The organism is Cellulomonas sp. P2_F12, from assembly GCF_056403775.1.
Window position 1 is genome coordinate 1 of sequence record NZ_JBFUEV010000006.1, and the last position, 14,702, is coordinate 14,702.

Sequence of the window (14,702 nt, forward strand, 5' to 3'; positions counted from 1 at the left end):
CCGCCACGGCCACGGCCGCCGCCCCCGCCGCGGCCGAGTGCGACGACGCCACGACCTCGTACGCGCCCGACGGCGGCGCCGCGCCGACCGTGGACGCCATCCGGTCCCGCGGCGCGCTCGTCGTCGGGGTCTCCGCCGACACGCTGCTGATGGGCGCGCGCAACCCCCTGTCGGGCCAGATCGAGGGCTTCGACATCGACGTCCTGCACGCGATCTCGGCGGCGATCTTCGACGGCGACCCGAACCGCCTGCAGTTCCGCGTGATCACCTCGGCACAGCGGCTCGACGTGCTGACCAACCACGAGGTCGACCTGGTGGCCCGCACGTTCACCATGAACTGCGAGCGCTGGGGCTCCATCGCCTTCTCCGCCGAGTACCTGCACGCCGGGCAGAAGGTGCTGGTCACGCGGGACTCGGCCGCGACGGGCATCGACGACCTCGCCGGGAAGCGGGTCTGCGCACCGGACGGCACGACGACCCTCGAGCGGCTGCAGACCACCTACCCGGACGTCACGTCGGTGAGCGCCCCGACGCACACCGGCTGCCTGGTGCTGTTCCAGCAGGGCAAGGTCGACGCCATCACCGGTGACGACACGATCCTCGCCGGGTTCGCGGCCCAGGACCCGTACGCCAAGGTGGTCGGCGACGCGTTCAGCGACGAGCCCTACGGCATCGGCGTGGCGGCGGACCAGGTCGACCTGGTGCGGTTCGTCAACGGCGTGCTGGACCAGATGAAGGCGGACGGCACCTGGGCCACGAACTACGACCGCTGGCTGCACGCGCTGGGCCCGGCGCCCACCCCGCCGACCTCGCTGTACGGCCGGGTCCCGTGAGCGGACCCGACGCACCCGAGGCACCCGGGCGGCTGGGCGAGCCGATCCCGGCACCCCAGCTCCTCGCGTACCTCAGCGGGCTCGAGGCGTGGCTGGCGCACCGCCGGACCGAGCTCGACCGGCTGGACGTCGCGGCGCAGGCCTCGCCTGCCTCCGAGAGCTACACCGACGACGTGCTGCTCGCGCTGACCATGTGGCAGGCCATCCGGACGCGCACCGACGAGCTGGTCGAGGTGTGGGACTCCGGCCGGGCCGACGCGGTGGCCCGCGAGAAGATGTCGCAGCTGGTCTGGGGTCGGCTCGACTCCGGGCTGGGCGCCGCGCTGGTCTCGCTGGTCGAGGCCGTGACGCTCTGCGACGCGATGATCTCCCAGGTCCGGGCACGCCTGTCGTTCGACCCGGACACCGCCGACCAGGCGGCGCGGCTGCGCGGCCTGCGGGCCGGGCTGGTCCGGTGCGAGGACCTCGCCGGCGTCGACACGACCGCCGCCGGGCTGGTCGCCGCCCTGCGGGTGCGCGAGCAGAAGCTGGTGACCCAGGCGGCCCGCGGCGCCGACATCAGCGGACCGCTCGCCGAGCTCGAGGCCCGCGCGGCCCTCGCGGAGCGCGACCTCATCGTGCAGGTGTCGCAGCGGCGCACGCTCGAGAAGGGCCGGGCCGACGCCCAGGCCACCATGGTCGCGCTGGAGAACCGCGAGCCGACCTTGCACGAGCTGGCGGACCGGTGCCGGCGCGAGATCGCGCACCCGCCCAAGCTCGCCGTGCCGGACGTCTCGAGGCTCGGCGCGGTCCCGTCGACCCGCACGGAGCTGGACGCGTTCGTCGACCGGCTCGCGGCGGTGGGCCGTGCGTTCGACGCCGTCGCCGACGCCTACAGCGCGCCCCTGCGCGAGCGTGCCGAGCTCCGCTACCGGCTCGAGGGCGCGCGCGCCGCCGCCGACGCCAACGGCCGCAGCGCCTCGCCGACGGTCCGGTCCGGGTACGACGAGGCCCGTGCCGTCGTCGCCCAGACCCCCTGCGACATCACGATGACCCGCTTCCTCGTGGAGCAGTACGAGTACCTCATCCGCGACCTGCCCCCGGCAGGTCAGGAGGGACGGACCCGATGACGACCACCGCCCAGCTCCCCTGCGCCGAACCCGGCTGCACCGGCACCTACGAGGACGGCTGGTGCAACGTCTGCGGCTCGCCGCAGGCGGCGACGTCGGCCCCCGCGGCCGCGTCGGCGACCTCCCTGCTCGGGACGGGCGTCGCGCAGGCGGCGCCGGACAGCGGCGCCGACGTGGGCGGCGAACGGTCCACCCGCACCGGGCGCACCAGCTCCAGCCGCCTGGCCACGGCCGCGCTCGGCTCCGCGCGCACCGTGGCGATGGGCTCGCGGCCCACGCGTCGCGTCGGGACGTCGTCGACCCGGCTGCGCGGCGCGCGCCTGGGTGCCGGGCTCACCACCGTGCCGCCCGCGCCGGTCCAGGACCCGCTGCAGGCCGTCATGGCCGTGCCCGAGGTCGAGGAGCGCAAGCGGTTCTGCCCGAGCTGCGGCGCCGAGGTCGGCCGGTCGCGCGACGGCGTCCCCGGCCGGACCGCGGGGTTCTGCCCCAAGTGCGGCACGCACTTCGACTTCACGCCGGCGCTGAACCCGGGCGACCTCGTCGGCGGCCAGTACGAGGTCGTCGGCTGCCTGGCGCACGGCGGGCTCGGCTGGATCTACCTGGCGCGCGACCGCAACGTCTCGGGCCGGTGGGTGGTGCTCAAGGGTCTGCTCAACTCCGGGGACCCCGACGCGTACGCGGCCGCGATCTCGGAGCGGCAGTTCCTCGCCGAGGTCGAGCACCCCCTCATCGTCGAGATCTACAACTTCGCGATGCACGAGGGCGCGGGCTACACCGTCATGGAGTACGTCGGCGGCCGGTCGCTCAAGCAGATCCTGCAGGACCGCCGCGACGCCGCGGCGGGCGTCAACACGCCGCTGCCGGTGGACCAGGCGCTCGCCTTCGTCCTCGAGATCCTGCCCGCGTTCGCGTACCTGCACGACGTCGGCCTGCTGTTCTGCGACTTCAAGCCCGACAACGTCATCCAGCAGGGCGACGCGGTCAAGCTCATCGACCTCGGCGGCGTCCGGCGGATCGACGACCTGCAGTCGGCGATCTTCGGCACCGTGGGCTACCAGGCCCCCGAGGTGCCCGAGGTCGGACCGTCCGTGGCGTCCGACATCTACACGATCGGTCGCACGCTGGCCACGCTGGTCCTGGACTTCCGTGGCAACACCAGTGCCTACGTGGCGTCCCTGCCGCCCGTGGCGGACACCGCCGTCTTCCAGACCTACGACTCGTTCTACCGGCTGCTGGCCAAGGCCTGCGCGCTGGACCCGTCCGACCGGTTCGCGTCGGTCGACGAGCTGCGCGCGCAGACGCTCGGCGTGCTGCGCGAGGTCGTCGCCACCGACCGCGGCCCGGGCAGCCCCGCGCTGCACTCGGCGGCGTCGGTGCTGTTCGAGGCGCCGACGTCGGACGAGGCCGGTCACCCGCTGGCCTGGGACCAGCTGCCGGCGCTCAAGGTCGACCCGAGCGACCCGGCCGCGAGCTGGCTGGCGGGGGTCAACGTCAACGACCCCGAGCAGCGGATCGCCGCGCTCGCGGACGCCCCCGAGGACACCGTCGAGGTCCGCCTGCGACGGGCGGCCGCGGCGATCGAGGCTGGTCGGCAGGACGTGCTCGACCAGACGCTCGCGCAGGTCCTGGCGGACGACCCGTGGGAGTGGCGCGCGGCGTGGCTGGGCGGGCTGGCGCAGCTGGCCGCCGGGGACCCGGTGGCGGCGCGCGCGTCGTTCAACGCCGTCTACGGGCAGGTGCCCGGCGAGCTGGCGCCCAAGCTCGCGCTGGCCACCGCGTGCGAGGAGAGCGCCGAGCCCGACATCGCTGAGTCGCTGTACGTCATCTGCGCCCGCTCGGACGCGAACTACACCGCCCCGGCCGCGTTCGGCCTGGCCCGGATCCGCAGCGCGCGCGGCGACACGGCCGGTGCCCTGGCGGCGCTGGACCTGGTCACGGCCACCCGCAGCTCCTACGTCGAGGCCCGCATGATGCGCGCCCGGCTCCTGGCCGCGTCCGCCCGTGACCTCGGCGCCCTGTCGGCCGCGCTGGCGAGCGTGCACGGCGTCGCCATCGACGCCCGTGCGCGGACCTCGCTGCGCGTCGACGTCCTCGGGAACGCGCTGGCGACCGTCCTCAAGGACGGGCCGTCGCGCACCGTCCAGCTGGATGGTGTCCCGGCGCAGGAGCAGGGCCTGCGGGACGCCCTCGAGGCGGCGCTGCGGGAGTCAGCTGCCCTGGCCGAGAGCCACGACGAACGGATCGAGCTGGTGGACCAGGCCAACGGCGTGCGTCGGTGGACCACGTGGTGACCTGCCCGTCCTGCGGCACGGTCGCGGGCGACGGCGCGCTGTTCTGCGAGCAGTGCGGTTCCCTCCTCGCCGGCCCGCCGGCCCCGGCCCCGGTCGTCGCCGCCCCCGAGGCGGCTGCGGCGGGCCCCGTCTGCCGCGCGTGCGGCGGCACGATCGCCGCGGACGGGTACTGCGAGCTGTGCGGCGAGCCGGCGGCGAGCGAGCGCGACCACTGGAGCGAGCTGCCGTCCCCGACGGTCGGCGGGGTGTGCGACCGCGGCGTGCGGCACACCCGCAACGAGGACGCGATGGCTCTTGCCGTCGCCGGGGGGTTCGCGGTGCTCGTGGTCTGCGACGGGGTCTCCTCGGTCGCGGACTCGGACATCGCCAGCCTGGCCGCGGCGCGCGCGGCGCGGGACGTGCTGGTGACGGGGTCGGCCGACGGCACGGTCGGCGCCTGGTCGGCGCTGCTGGACAAGGCGGCCGCCGCGGCCGACCAGGGCATCGCGGACGCGATCGGGGACATGGCCGCGCGCGCCGAGCCGCCGTCGTGCACCTTCGTCGCCGCGGTGGTCGACGGGCCGACGGTCGTCGCCGGCTGGCTCGGGGACTCGCGGGTGTACTGGGTGCCCGACGCGGGGGACGCGCTGCAGGTGAGCGTCGACGACTCGGCCGCGAACGAGATGATCGCCCGCGGCGTGCCCCGGGCCCGCGCGGAGGCCTCGCCCGAGGGGCACGCCATCACCCGCTGGCTGGGGGCCGACGCCGAGACCGTGGTGCCGAGCACCGGGACCACCCACGCGCAAGGGGCCGGCTGGGTGCTCGTCTGCTCCGACGGCCTGTGGAACTACTGCTCGGAGGCGGCCGACGTCGCCGACCTGCTGCACCGCGCCGTGGCCGCCCACGGCCCCGCGCCCGACGCGATCGCCGGCGAGCTGGTGCGCTGGGCGAACGAGCAGGGCGGCCACGACAACATCACGGCCGCGTTGGCCCGCGTCGAGCAACCCTTCGATACTGTCCAGACCGAACCGGCAGCCTGAGCAAGGAGCCATAGTGGCCGACTTCCGCACCGAGGTGTTCCAGAACGAGTTCCTCTCCGACGGCGCCACCGACGTGCACGCGATCGTCACGGTGACCAGCTCCGGCGCGGGCACCGCGGCCTCCAGCACGGGCGAGGTCGCCGAGATCGTCATCATCGACACGTCCGGCTCGATGAGCGGCCCGAACATCGAGGCGGCCAAGCACGCGGCGCAGGTCGCGGTCGACCAGATCGTCGACGGCACCTGGTTCGCGGTCATCGGCGGCAGCCACGTGGCCAACCGCGCGTTCCCGTACCCGAACGCCCCGGTCGCGATCGTGCAGATGGAGCCCGGTGCGCGCGAGGAGGCCAAGCGCGCCATCTCGTACATGCGGCCCTCGGGCGGCACGGCGATGAGCACATGGCTGCGCCTGGCCGACGCGATCTTCGCGATGGTCCCGCAGGCCGCCCAGAAGCACGCGATCCTGCTGACGGACGGGCGCAACGAGTCCGAGCCGCGCGGCGAGCTGTCGAAGGCGATCTATGCCGTCACGGGCCATTTCCAGTGCGACGCCCGCGGCGTCGGGTCGAGCTGGGAGGTGGCCGAGCTCCGCGAGATCGCGACCGCGCTGCTGGGCACCGTCGACCTCATCCGCAAGCCCGCCGACATCGCCGAGGACTTCAAGGCGCTGGTGAACGAGTCGATGTCCAAGGGCGTCGCCGACGCCGAGCTGCGCGTGTGGGCGCCGCAGGGTGCGCAGGTGCTGTTCGTGCGTCGCGTGGCCCCGACCGTCGAGGACCTCACGGCGCGGCGCACCGAGGTCAACGCCCTCACGGGCTCGTACCCGACCGGGTCCTGGGGCGACGAGTCCCGCGACTACCACGTGGCCGTCCGGGTGCCGTCGAAGCCCGTCGGCTCCGAGCAGCTGGCCGCGCGCGTGCAGATCGCGGTCGGGGGAGAGGTGCTCGCCTCGGGACTGGTCAAGGCCCGCTGGTCCGACGACAGCTCGCTGACCGCCCGCATCAACCCCGAGGTCGCGCACTACACCGGGCAGGCCGAGCTCGCGTCGGCGATCCAGGAGGGCCTGGCGGCGAAGGCGGCCGGGGACGAGGCGACGGCCACCGTGAAGCTCGGTCGCGCGGTGCAGCTGGCCGCGGAGACGGGCAACGAGGAGGCGACCTCCAAGCTGCGCAGGGTGGTCGACGTCGACGACGAGGAGAAGGGCACCGTGCGCCTCAAGCGCAACGCGGACAAGCTCGACGAGATGGCGCTCGACACCGCCTCCACCAAGACCACCCGGGTCCGCCGGTGAGCACCGTCACCTGCCCCAACGGTCATCAGTCCACCTCGACCGACTACTGCGACATCTGCGGCTCGCCGATCGAGAACGCCGCCCCGCCGGCGTCCGCGCCGACGCCCGTGGTCGCCACGACCACGACGTGCCCGCACTGCGGCGCCCCGGCGTCGTCGCTCGCCCTCTTCTGCGAGACGTGCGGCTACGACTTCACGACGGGGTCGCTGCCGGCGGGTGCCGACCCCGCGCCGGCCGTCGCCGACCCCGCGCCGGTCGTCGCCGCGCCTGTGGTCGCCCCCGCCGCGCCGTCGGCCGTCGTCGAGCCCGACCCGGCGCCCGCTGCCGCTCTGCCGACCCCCGCGCCCGACGGTCCCGAGTCGTGGGTCGCCGAGATCTGGGTGGACCCCGACTGGTACGCCGCGCAGCAGCCCGAGGACCCGATGCCGTCGGCCGGCCTGCCCGGGCTGGTGCCCCTGCGTGAGCGCAGCGTGCTCGTCGGCCGCCCCTCGGTGTCCCGCAACATCCACCCCGCGGTCGACTGCGGGACCGACTCCGGGGTCTCGCGGCGGCACTGCCAGCTCAACACGGACGGCCAGCGCTGGTGGGTCGAGGACCTGCAGTCGGCCAACGGCACCTACGTGAGCCGCGCGGGCGACCCGCTGCCGACCACCCCGATCCCCCCGGGGCAACGGCGCGAGATCGAGGACGGCGACCGGCTGTTCATCGGGGCGTGGACGCGCATCGTGATCCGGACGGCGCTGCCCGGCGAGGTCTGATCAGGGCTGCGGGCGCGCCAGCCGGTCGGCCCGGACCGCCCGACCGGCGACCACCGCGAGCAGGAGCCCGATGGTCAGCGCGGCCGCGTGGCCGGCATCGGTGAACGTCCGGTTGATCGCGCCCGGCACGAGCCAGAAGGCCGCCGTCGCGCCCAGGTACCACCAGCGCCAGCGCGTCGGCACGGCGAGCGTCAGGAAGCCCATCGCGGCGGCCATCACGTAGCTGACGCCGACGTCGGTGGCCTCGGCGACGCTCTCGTCCACGAAGCCGTGGAAGATCCCGGTGGCCAGACCCGCCGCGACGATCAGCCCGGCCCCGACGTGCCCCGCCAGGCCGACCACCAGGGAGGCCAGCCGCCCGACGAACTGCTGCAGGTAGGCGAGGACGACGAGCAGCTGCACGACGAGCAGGAGCCCCGCCACGCTCTCGACGACGAACGCGCTGCCGAGCATCGACAGCAGCGGCTCGGCACGGAGGTTGTTCAGGTTGCCGCTGACCCGGGCGAGGATCTCCTCGGTGCGCTCCTCGGGCTGCAGGTGGACCAGCAGCGTCACGATCGTCACGGCGGCGCAGTAGGCGATGGCGAGGTCGGCGCGGGCGACCGTGCGACCGACGTCCCTCAGCACCGCCCCGGCCAGCTCGCGGGCGGTGCGCCGGTCCGGCGCGGACTGCCCGTCGGTCATGCCGGTCACGCTACCGCCGGAGCGCGGCGCCGACCGGTCGCCGCCCTGGTCAGCCGTGGTGCCGGTGGGCCGCCTCGTCGGCGAGCAGGCGCTCGAGCACCGTGTGCCGGTCGCGCGCCAGCTGAGCGGCGGCCTCGTCGTGCCGGCGCAGGGCCTCGTCGTACTCGTGGTGCGCCCGACTGGTGGCCGCCGCGAGCCGGAACCACGGGGCACCCGCGAGCTCGCGCCGTACCCGCTCCTCCAGCGCGGGATCGACCTCGTGCTGGCGGTGCTGCTGATCGACGACCGTCATGTCCGTCGCCCCTTCGCTCCGGTTGTCGTCCATCGTGCGCGCCTCCCGCCACGGATGCCGAGCGACACGCGCACGCTCCACCCGGAAGGAGCAGCCGCCTCCGTCGCACGGACACCCGCTCTCCTCTCAACCTCGCCGGGTTCGCGCGGCATGCCGGACATTCCTCAGCCCTGCGAGAAATACGGCTGGACGCAGGCGGCACTCGGCATTCTTGGTCGGCGCCGCGATGGGCGGCCCGGCGTCGGTCGAGCGGTCGTTCGGAGCTCTCACCTGCAGAAACTCGCCGCCAGCCGGTCATGTCGAGTGCACCACCGAGCGGCGCTCCGCGTTGTCGCGGCGAGCGCATTCCGAGAATGTCGCATTCCTGTCGACGCGGTCACGGTCGGACTGCGGCCATTGACTCCACCCTGTGACTCTTGTTAGCGTCCGTTGTGAACCATTAGTACACACTCCTTACATATTCGACGCTCCGACGATGAACAGGGGACCGACGATGGCTCTCGCACGACACTCCGCTCAGAGGCCCGGGGGACGACGACGTCCCGTGCTGGTGGCCACCGTCCTGGCAGCGCTGGCGGCCCTGGTCGCCGCGATGGTGGTGACCCAGCCGGCGTTCGCCGCGGGCACGATCTCGGCGACGTTCACGTCCGCCGGAGACTGGGGCAGCGGCCACCAGGTCAACGTCAAGGTCACCAACTCGGGGACCGCCGCCGTGGCCGCCTGGACCCTCGAGTTCGACCTGCCGGCCGGCGACACGGTCAGCAGCTCGTGGGACGCCGACGTCACGAGGACCGGCAACCACTACAAGGCCGTGAACAAGAGCTGGGCCGCCAACCTCGCACCCGGCGGCTCGCAGACGTGGGGCTACATCGCCACGGGTCCGTTCGCGACGCCGACGGCGTGCAGCATCAACGGCGTCGCCTGTACCGGGGGCACCCCGACGAGCACGCCCACCAGCACGCCGACCCCCACTCCCACGCCGACCCCGACGACGACCACGCCCCCGCCGCCGGGCGGCAAGAAGGTCGTCGCCTACTTCACCGAGTGGGGCGTGTACGGCCGCAGCTACCACGTCAAGAACATCGAGACGAGCGGCGCAGCAGCGAAGCTGAGCACGATCGTCTACGCGTTCGGCAACACCTCCAACGGGCAGTGCTCGATCGGTGACTCGTACGCCGACTACGACAAGGCGTACACCGCGGCGGACTCCGTCGACGGCGTCGCCGACACGTGGGACCAGCCGCTGCGCGGCAACTTCAACCAGCTCAAGAAGCTCAAGGCCATGCACCCCGGCCTCAAGGTGGTCTGGTCGTTCGGCGGCTGGACCTGGTCGGCCGGCTTCACGCAGGCCGCGGCCAACCCGACGGCGTTCGCCACCTCCTGCTACAACCTGGTCAACGACCCGCGGTGGGCCGGCGTCTTCGACGGCATCGACGTCGACTGGGAGTACCCGAACGCCTGCGGCCTGCAGTGCGACTCCAGCGGCCCGGCCGCGTTCAACACCGTCGTCTCCGCGCTCCGCGCCAAGTTCGGCAGCAGCAGGCTGGTCACGGCGGCGATCACCGCCGACGGCTCGGCCGGCGGCAAGATCGACCTCGCCGACTACGCCAGCGGGGCGCAGAAGCTCGACTGGATCATGCCGATGACGTACGACTACTTCGGCGCGTTCAACCCGACCGGCCCGACCGCGCCCCACTCGCCCCTGACGTCCTACGCGGGCATCCCGCAGCAGGGCTTCGACGCCGAGGACGCGATCAACAAGCTGATCGGCAAGGGCATCCCGGCGAACAAGATCCTGCTGGGCGTCGGCTTCTACGGCCGCGGCTGGACCGGGGTCACGCAGACCGCGCCCGGCGGTTCGGCGACGGGCGCCGCGCCCGGCACCTACGAGGCCGGCATCGAGGACTACAAGGTGCTCAAGACGAAGTGCCCGGCCACGGGCACCGTCGGCGGCACCGCGTACGCCACGTGCGGCTCGGAGTGGTGGAGCTACGACACCCCGGCCACCCTCACCAGCAAGATGGCGTGGGCCACGAGCAAGGGCCTGGGCGGCGCGTTCGCCTGGGAGCTGTCCGGCGACACCACGAACGGCGAGCTCATGACCGCGCTGTCCGACGGGCTGAAGTAGCCCGATCGCCCGAGCCCGGCCGCCGGTCCTCTCCCCGGCGGCCGGGCTTCTCTCTGCCCGGGCTTCAGTTGCCCCTGTCACCTGCCGATGGGCTCGAGGGCCCGTCGACAGGCCCCCGAGACGAGGGGTGTCCTTGGACCACGAACGCACGGGAGTCCGTCAGGCTCCGGACGACCTTCCCCGATCTCCGACCGGCCGAGTGCCGCAGTGGGTGATCGACGAGGCAGCGGGGCGGGTGCCCCAGCAGCGCGACGTCTGGCGATCGGGTCCGCCGGTCCTCGGGGGGACTGCTCCCAGGGCGGGACGCCGCAGTCGTGATCGGCGGCGGTCGAGAGCCGTCCACGACGCCGGCCGGGCGTCGACGGGACGCGGCTCAGCCGCGGCCGCGGTCCTCGTGGTCGCCCTCGTGATCGCGTCGTGGGTGGTGCAGGTCGGCGGGCCGACCCAGGCGCTCGTGGCTCTGGGCATCTCCAGCGCTCCCCCCGCTCGTGTCCCCGGACTCCCGACGCCGGGGCGCGAGGAGGCTGCGAGCCCCCTGGGTTCTCCGGCGGCCTCGGTTGTCACCGGGACGTCGTTCGCCTTCGTCGCGACCCAGGTCGACGGCGGGACGCCGGTCGCCTACGACCCGTGCCGGCCGATCCACTACGTGACGCGGCCGGACGGCGCACCGGCCAACGGTGCTGCGCTCGTGGCCGACGCCGTCGCGCGCATCTCGCTCGCCACCGGGCTCCGGTTCGTCGACGACGGGTCGACCGACGAGCGGCCCTCGGCGACGCGACAGTTCTACCAAGAGGACCGGTACGGCGATCGGTGGGTGCCGGTGCTGGTCAGCTGGTCGTCGCCGGACGAGACGGCCGATCTGGCGGGGTATGTGGCAGGCGTCGGAGGCAGCATGCCGATGAGTGTCGACGGGCGCGGCAAGGTGTACGTGACGGGCGCAGTGACGCTGGACGGACCGCAGCTCACCGAGGTCATGTCCGAGCCCGGCGGTGACGCCGTGGCGGGATCGATCGTCCTGCACGAGTTCGGGCACCTGGTCGGGCTCCAGCACGTCGAGGACGCGACCCAGATCATGTACCCCGAGGCGCAGCAGGGTGTCACCGAGCTGGGATCGGGCGACCTGACCGGGCTCGCCGCACTCGGCCGCGGGGTGTGCGTCCCGGAGATCTAGTGCAGGCCGAAATCACCCGTTATGTCATGGCTCCACGGACGTAACCTGGAGGATCGGACATCCGTCGGCGATGCCCGCGCGACGAGGAGGTCGTGCGATGAGGCGTGCATTCTGGTCGATCGTGCTGCTGGTGGGCGCGTTCCTGCTGGTCCCGGCGTCGTCGGCCACGGCGGCGCCCTACTGCGGCCTGGTCTGGGGCTCGCTGGAGAAGTCGGCGCCGGGGTTGTCGCAGGCGCCCGTGGTCGACGTCCGGACCGGGCGGCACACCTGCTACGACCGGCTGGTGATCGACGTGGCCGGCGGCGTCGGCGGGTACACCGCGCGGTACGTGCCGCAGGTGACGCAGGACGGCTCGGGTGCGGTGATCCCGACCCGCGGCGGCGCCGCCCTCGAGATCACGGTGAACGACCCGGGCTACACCTTCGCGCCGGCGAACCCGCTCGAGCTGCGGAACGTGACCGGGTACCGGACGTTCCGGCAGGTGGTCTTCGCGGGCACCTTCGAGGGGTACACCAGCGTCGGGCTGGGCGTGCGGGCGCGGTTGCCGTTCCGCGTGTTCACGCTCGCCGGGCCGGGCACGTCGTCGCGCCTGGTGGTGGACGTCGCGCACCGCTGGTGATCAGCGCAGCAGCTCGCGCACGACCGCCGCGGTGGCCTCCGCCGGGATGCCGTGGTTCGCGCCCCCGGGGACGACGACGTGGCGGGCGTGGGGGAGCAGGGCGGCCAGCGCGGCCGCGGACTCCGGCAGGCCCGGCCAGGTCTCGGCGCCCGTGATCACGACGGTGGGCACCGGGACGTCGGCCATCGCCGGGGTCGGGACGCCGAGGGTCGACGTGATCGTCGCGTCGTAGACCGTGCTCTGCGCGATCGCGACGAGCGACGGCCAGCCCGGCGAGGCGCGGAACTGCTCGACCATCGGCGCGGGGATGCCGACGCCCTCGGTCTGGAAGAGCGCGACGGCGTCGTCGGGTCGGTGCTGCGCCATCAGGTCGGTGAGCCGGCCGGGCAGGTCCGCGGGCCGGGCGGGCATGCCGCCGAGGGCGAACGGTGCCTCGTACAGCGCGAGGTGCGTGACCGGGACGCCCGCGGCCGCGGCGGCGAGGGCGAGGTTGCCCCCGGAGGAGAAGCCGAAGACCGCGGCGCTCCCGCCGACCAGGTCGACCAGCGCGGCGAGGTCCTCGATCTCCCGCTCGATCGCGTACGGCGCGGTGTCCCCGCTGCGGCCGCGCGCGCGGCGGTCGTAGGTGAGCACGGTGTGGTCGTCGGCAAGGAGGGCGGCCAGCTCCGCGCAGGTGGTGTGGTCGTTGAACGCGCCGGTGGCGAACACGATCGGGGGGCCGTCGCCGGCGCGCTCGTAGGCGATCGTGGTGCCGTCGGCCGAGTCGAGGGTCTGCATGGTTCTCCTTCGGTGGGTGGGTCACCACCAGGACGAAGCAGGGAGCCGCCGATGGACACTGTCCTTCGTGGTGCGGCCCGTTCGTCCAGGGCGAGAACCCTCACCACGGAAGGAACCGTCATGGAGTACCTGTTGCTCATCAGCGCCGACGAGGAGGCCGCGCAGGCCCGCATGCGGGACGGCGCGCCCGGCTCGTTCGACGCGTGGATCTCCGATCTCGAGCGGCGCGGCGTCCTGCGGGCCCACGTCGGGCTGCACGAGAGCGGGACGGCGACCACCGTGCGCCGGCGGGACGGGGAGGTCCTGCTGACCGACGGCCCGTTCGCCGAGGGCCGCGAGCAGGTGGGCGGGCTCGCGCTCGTCGACTGCGCGGACCTGGACGAGGCCGTCGCGATCGCGGCCGCCCACCCGGCGGCGGCGTTCGGGCAGGTCGAGGTCCGGCCCGTACGGGTGCACTGACCATGCCCGACGACGTCGAGCGCGTCCTCGCGGACACGTTCGCGCGGGACTGGGGGCGGCTCGTCGCGACGCTCATCCGGCTGACCGGCGACTGGGACCTGGCCGAGGAGTGCACGCAGGACGCGTTCGCCACCGCGCTGCAGACGTGGCGGCGCGACGGCATCCCCGACGTGCCGCGCGCGTGGCTCACCACGACGGCCCGCCACCGCGCGATCGACCGGATCCGGCGGGAGCGCGTCGGCGCGGAGAAGCTCCGCGCCCTCGTCGAGGAGCCCGTCGACCCGGACGTGGACGCGCCGGACCTCGACGCGATGGACAGCGGGATCGCCGACGAACGCCTCCGGCTGCTGTTCACGGCCTGCCACCCGGCCCTCGCCCTGTCGTCGCGGGTCGAGCTGGCGCTGCGGACCCTCTGCGGGCTCACGACGGCCGAGATCGCGCGGCTGTTCGGGGTGCCCGAGGCCACGATGGCCAAGCGGCTGGTCCGCACCAAGCACAAGATCGCCGTCGCGGGCATCCCGTACCGGGTGCCGTCGGCCGCCCAGCTGCCCGAGCGGACCCCGGCGGTGCTGGCCGTGCTGTACCTGGTGTTCACCGAGGGGTACGCGGCGACCGCGGGGCCGCACCTGGTCCGCGTCGACCTCTGCCACGAGGCGCTCGACCTCGCGCGGCTGCTGACGGCGCTCGACCCCGACGACCCGGAGGCCGCCGGACTGCACGCCCTCCTGCTGCTCCAGCACGCGCGCGCCGCCGCCCGCACGGACGCCGACGGGGTGCTGGTGCCCCTCGAGGAGCAGGACCGGTCGGCGTGGGACTCGGAGGCGATCGAGACCGGCCTGGCCGAGCTGCGGCGGGCGCTGCGGCCGGAGCGCGTCGGTCCGTACCAGCTGCAGGCGATGATCGCGGCGTGCCATGCGACCGCCGAGACGGCCGACGGCACCGACTGGCCGCGGATCCTGCGGCTGTACGACGAGCTCGTCGCGCTGCTCCCGTCGCCGGCCGTGCAGGTCAACCGGGCCGTGGCCGTCGCCATGGTCCACGGTCCGCAGGCGGGTCTCGACGCCCTCGCCACGGCCGACGACCACCCCCTGGTCGCGGCGGTCCGGGCCGACCTGCTGCGTCGCCAGGGCCGCGCCGACGAGGCCGCCGACTCCTACCGCGAGGCGCTCACGCGGACGACGAACGATGCCGAGCGGGCGTACCTCCAGGCCAGGCTGCTCGGGTAGCAACCCCGCGAGTACCGTCGCGGGATGGGACCGCGGCGTCACGTG

General features: G+C 73.9%; 14 protein-coding genes. 11 read left to right on the forward strand and 3 right to left on the reverse strand.

Features of this window, described 5'->3' with window-relative positions; all coding sequences use genetic code 11:
• From AC1DWH_RS13645 to AC1DWH_RS13670, 6 genes are all read left to right on the forward strand, one after another.
• Positions 1-833, forward strand: an 833-nt coding sequence (locus tag AC1DWH_RS13645) for a glutamate ABC transporter substrate-binding protein (RefSeq protein WP_477094131.1), incomplete at its 5' end; no start/stop codon positions are given.
• The gene (locus AC1DWH_RS13650; protein WP_477094132.1) at positions 830-1,942 is read left to right on the forward strand and encodes a hypothetical protein; all 1,113 of its coding nucleotides are present in this window, start codon (positions 830-832) and stop codon (positions 1,940-1,942) included. The genes AC1DWH_RS13645 and AC1DWH_RS13650, both read left to right, overlap by 4 nt.
• Complete coding sequence (locus tag AC1DWH_RS13655; RefSeq protein WP_477094133.1) at positions 1,939-4,233, forward strand: serine/threonine-protein kinase; 2,295 nt, start codon at positions 1,939-1,941, stop codon at positions 4,231-4,233. Before AC1DWH_RS13650 ends, AC1DWH_RS13655 begins: the two co-directional genes overlap by 4 nt.
• Positions 4,218-5,252, forward strand: a complete 1,035-nt coding sequence (locus AC1DWH_RS13660) for a PP2C family protein-serine/threonine phosphatase (protein ID WP_477094134.1) — start codon at positions 4,218-4,220, stop codon at positions 5,250-5,252. The genes AC1DWH_RS13655 and AC1DWH_RS13660 overlap by 16 nt, the downstream gene beginning before the upstream one ends.
• 13 nt (positions 5,253-5,265) lie before the next feature.
• Positions 5,266-6,543, forward strand: coding sequence for a vWA domain-containing protein (locus tag AC1DWH_RS13665; protein WP_477094135.1), 1,278 nt, complete (start codon positions 5,266-5,268; stop codon positions 6,541-6,543).
• Positions 6,540-7,301, forward strand: coding sequence for an FHA domain-containing protein (locus AC1DWH_RS13670; RefSeq protein ID WP_477094136.1), 762 nt, complete (start codon positions 6,540-6,542; stop codon positions 7,299-7,301). The genes AC1DWH_RS13665 and AC1DWH_RS13670 overlap by 4 nt, the downstream gene beginning before the upstream one ends.
• Here the strand turns inward: AC1DWH_RS13670 and AC1DWH_RS13675 are convergent, their stop codons facing one another.
• Together AC1DWH_RS13675 and AC1DWH_RS13680 are read right to left on the reverse strand one after the other, a co-directional pair.
• On the reverse strand, positions 7,302-7,985 hold the full coding sequence (locus tag AC1DWH_RS13675; protein ID WP_456844905.1) for a rhomboid-like protein: 684 nt from the start codon (positions 7,983-7,985) through the stop codon (positions 7,302-7,304). It lies immediately after the preceding gene.
• A 49-nt stretch (positions 7,986-8,034) separates the two neighbouring features.
• Positions 8,035-8,277 carry a hypothetical protein gene (locus AC1DWH_RS13680; RefSeq protein ID WP_456844904.1) on the reverse strand — a complete coding sequence of 81 codons (243 nt, stop codon included), beginning with the start codon at positions 8,275-8,277 and terminating at the stop codon, positions 8,035-8,037.
• A gap of 544 nt (positions 8,278-8,821) precedes the next feature.
• Between AC1DWH_RS13680 and AC1DWH_RS13685 the strand changes: the two genes are divergently transcribed.
• From AC1DWH_RS13685 to AC1DWH_RS13695, 3 genes are all read left to right on the forward strand, one after another.
• Positions 8,822-10,405 carry a glycosyl hydrolase family 18 protein gene (locus tag AC1DWH_RS13685; protein WP_477094137.1) on the forward strand — a complete coding sequence of 528 codons (1,584 nt, stop codon included), beginning with the start codon at positions 8,822-8,824 and terminating at the stop codon, positions 10,403-10,405.
• 406 nt (positions 10,406-10,811) lie between these two features.
• Positions 10,812-11,576: a matrixin family metalloprotease gene (locus AC1DWH_RS13690; protein ID WP_477094138.1), complete on the forward strand. Its 765-nt coding sequence runs from the start codon at positions 10,812-10,814 to the stop codon at positions 11,574-11,576.
• A gap of 97 nt (positions 11,577-11,673) precedes the next feature.
• Positions 11,674-12,195, forward strand: coding sequence for an AMIN-like domain-containing (lipo)protein (locus AC1DWH_RS13695; RefSeq protein ID WP_456844901.1), 522 nt, complete (start codon positions 11,674-11,676; stop codon positions 12,193-12,195).
• Here the strand turns inward: AC1DWH_RS13695 and AC1DWH_RS13700 are convergent, their stop codons facing one another.
• Complete coding sequence (locus AC1DWH_RS13700) at positions 12,196-12,972, reverse strand: alpha/beta fold hydrolase (RefSeq protein WP_477094139.1); 777 nt, start codon at positions 12,970-12,972, stop codon at positions 12,196-12,198.
• Between the two features lie 120 nt (positions 12,973-13,092).
• Here AC1DWH_RS13700 and AC1DWH_RS13705 point away from each other — a divergent pair, with 120 nt between their 5' ends.
• Positions 13,093-13,431 carry a YciI family protein gene (locus AC1DWH_RS13705; protein ID WP_477094140.1) on the forward strand — a complete coding sequence of 113 codons (339 nt, stop codon included), beginning with the start codon at positions 13,093-13,095 and terminating at the stop codon, positions 13,429-13,431.
• A 2-nt stretch (positions 13,432-13,433) separates the two neighbouring features.
• Positions 13,434-14,657, forward strand: a complete 1,224-nt coding sequence (locus AC1DWH_RS13710) for an RNA polymerase sigma factor (protein ID WP_477094141.1) — start codon at positions 13,434-13,436, stop codon at positions 14,655-14,657.
• The last annotated feature ends 45 nt before the right edge of the window (positions 14,658-14,702 follow it).

What these genes read in the sequence shown, in the direction of transcription:
- AC1DWH_RS13655 (WP_477094133.1), top strand. Translation starts at nt 1,939, where the DNA reads ATGACGACCACCGCCCAGCTCCCCTGCGCCGAACCCGGCTGCACCGGC.
- AC1DWH_RS13675 (WP_456844905.1), bottom strand. Translation starts at nt 7,985, where the DNA reads ATGACCGACGGGCAGTCCGCGCCGGACCGGCGCACCGCCCGCGAGCTG.
- AC1DWH_RS13680 (WP_456844904.1), bottom strand. Translation starts at nt 8,277, where the DNA reads ATGACGGTCGTCGATCAGCAGCACCGCCAGCACGAGGTCGATCCCGCG.
- AC1DWH_RS13695 (WP_456844901.1), top strand. Translation starts at nt 11,674, where the DNA reads ATGAGGCGTGCATTCTGGTCGATCGTGCTGCTGGTGGGCGCGTTCCTG.
- AC1DWH_RS13700 (WP_477094139.1), bottom strand. Translation starts at nt 12,972, where the DNA reads ATGCAGACCCTCGACTCGGCCGACGGCACCACGATCGCCTACGAGCGC.
- AC1DWH_RS13705 (WP_477094140.1), top strand. Translation starts at nt 13,093, where the DNA reads ATGGAGTACCTGTTGCTCATCAGCGCCGACGAGGAGGCCGCGCAGGCC.
- AC1DWH_RS13710 (WP_477094141.1), top strand. Translation starts at nt 13,434, where the DNA reads ATGCCCGACGACGTCGAGCGCGTCCTCGCGGACACGTTCGCGCGGGAC.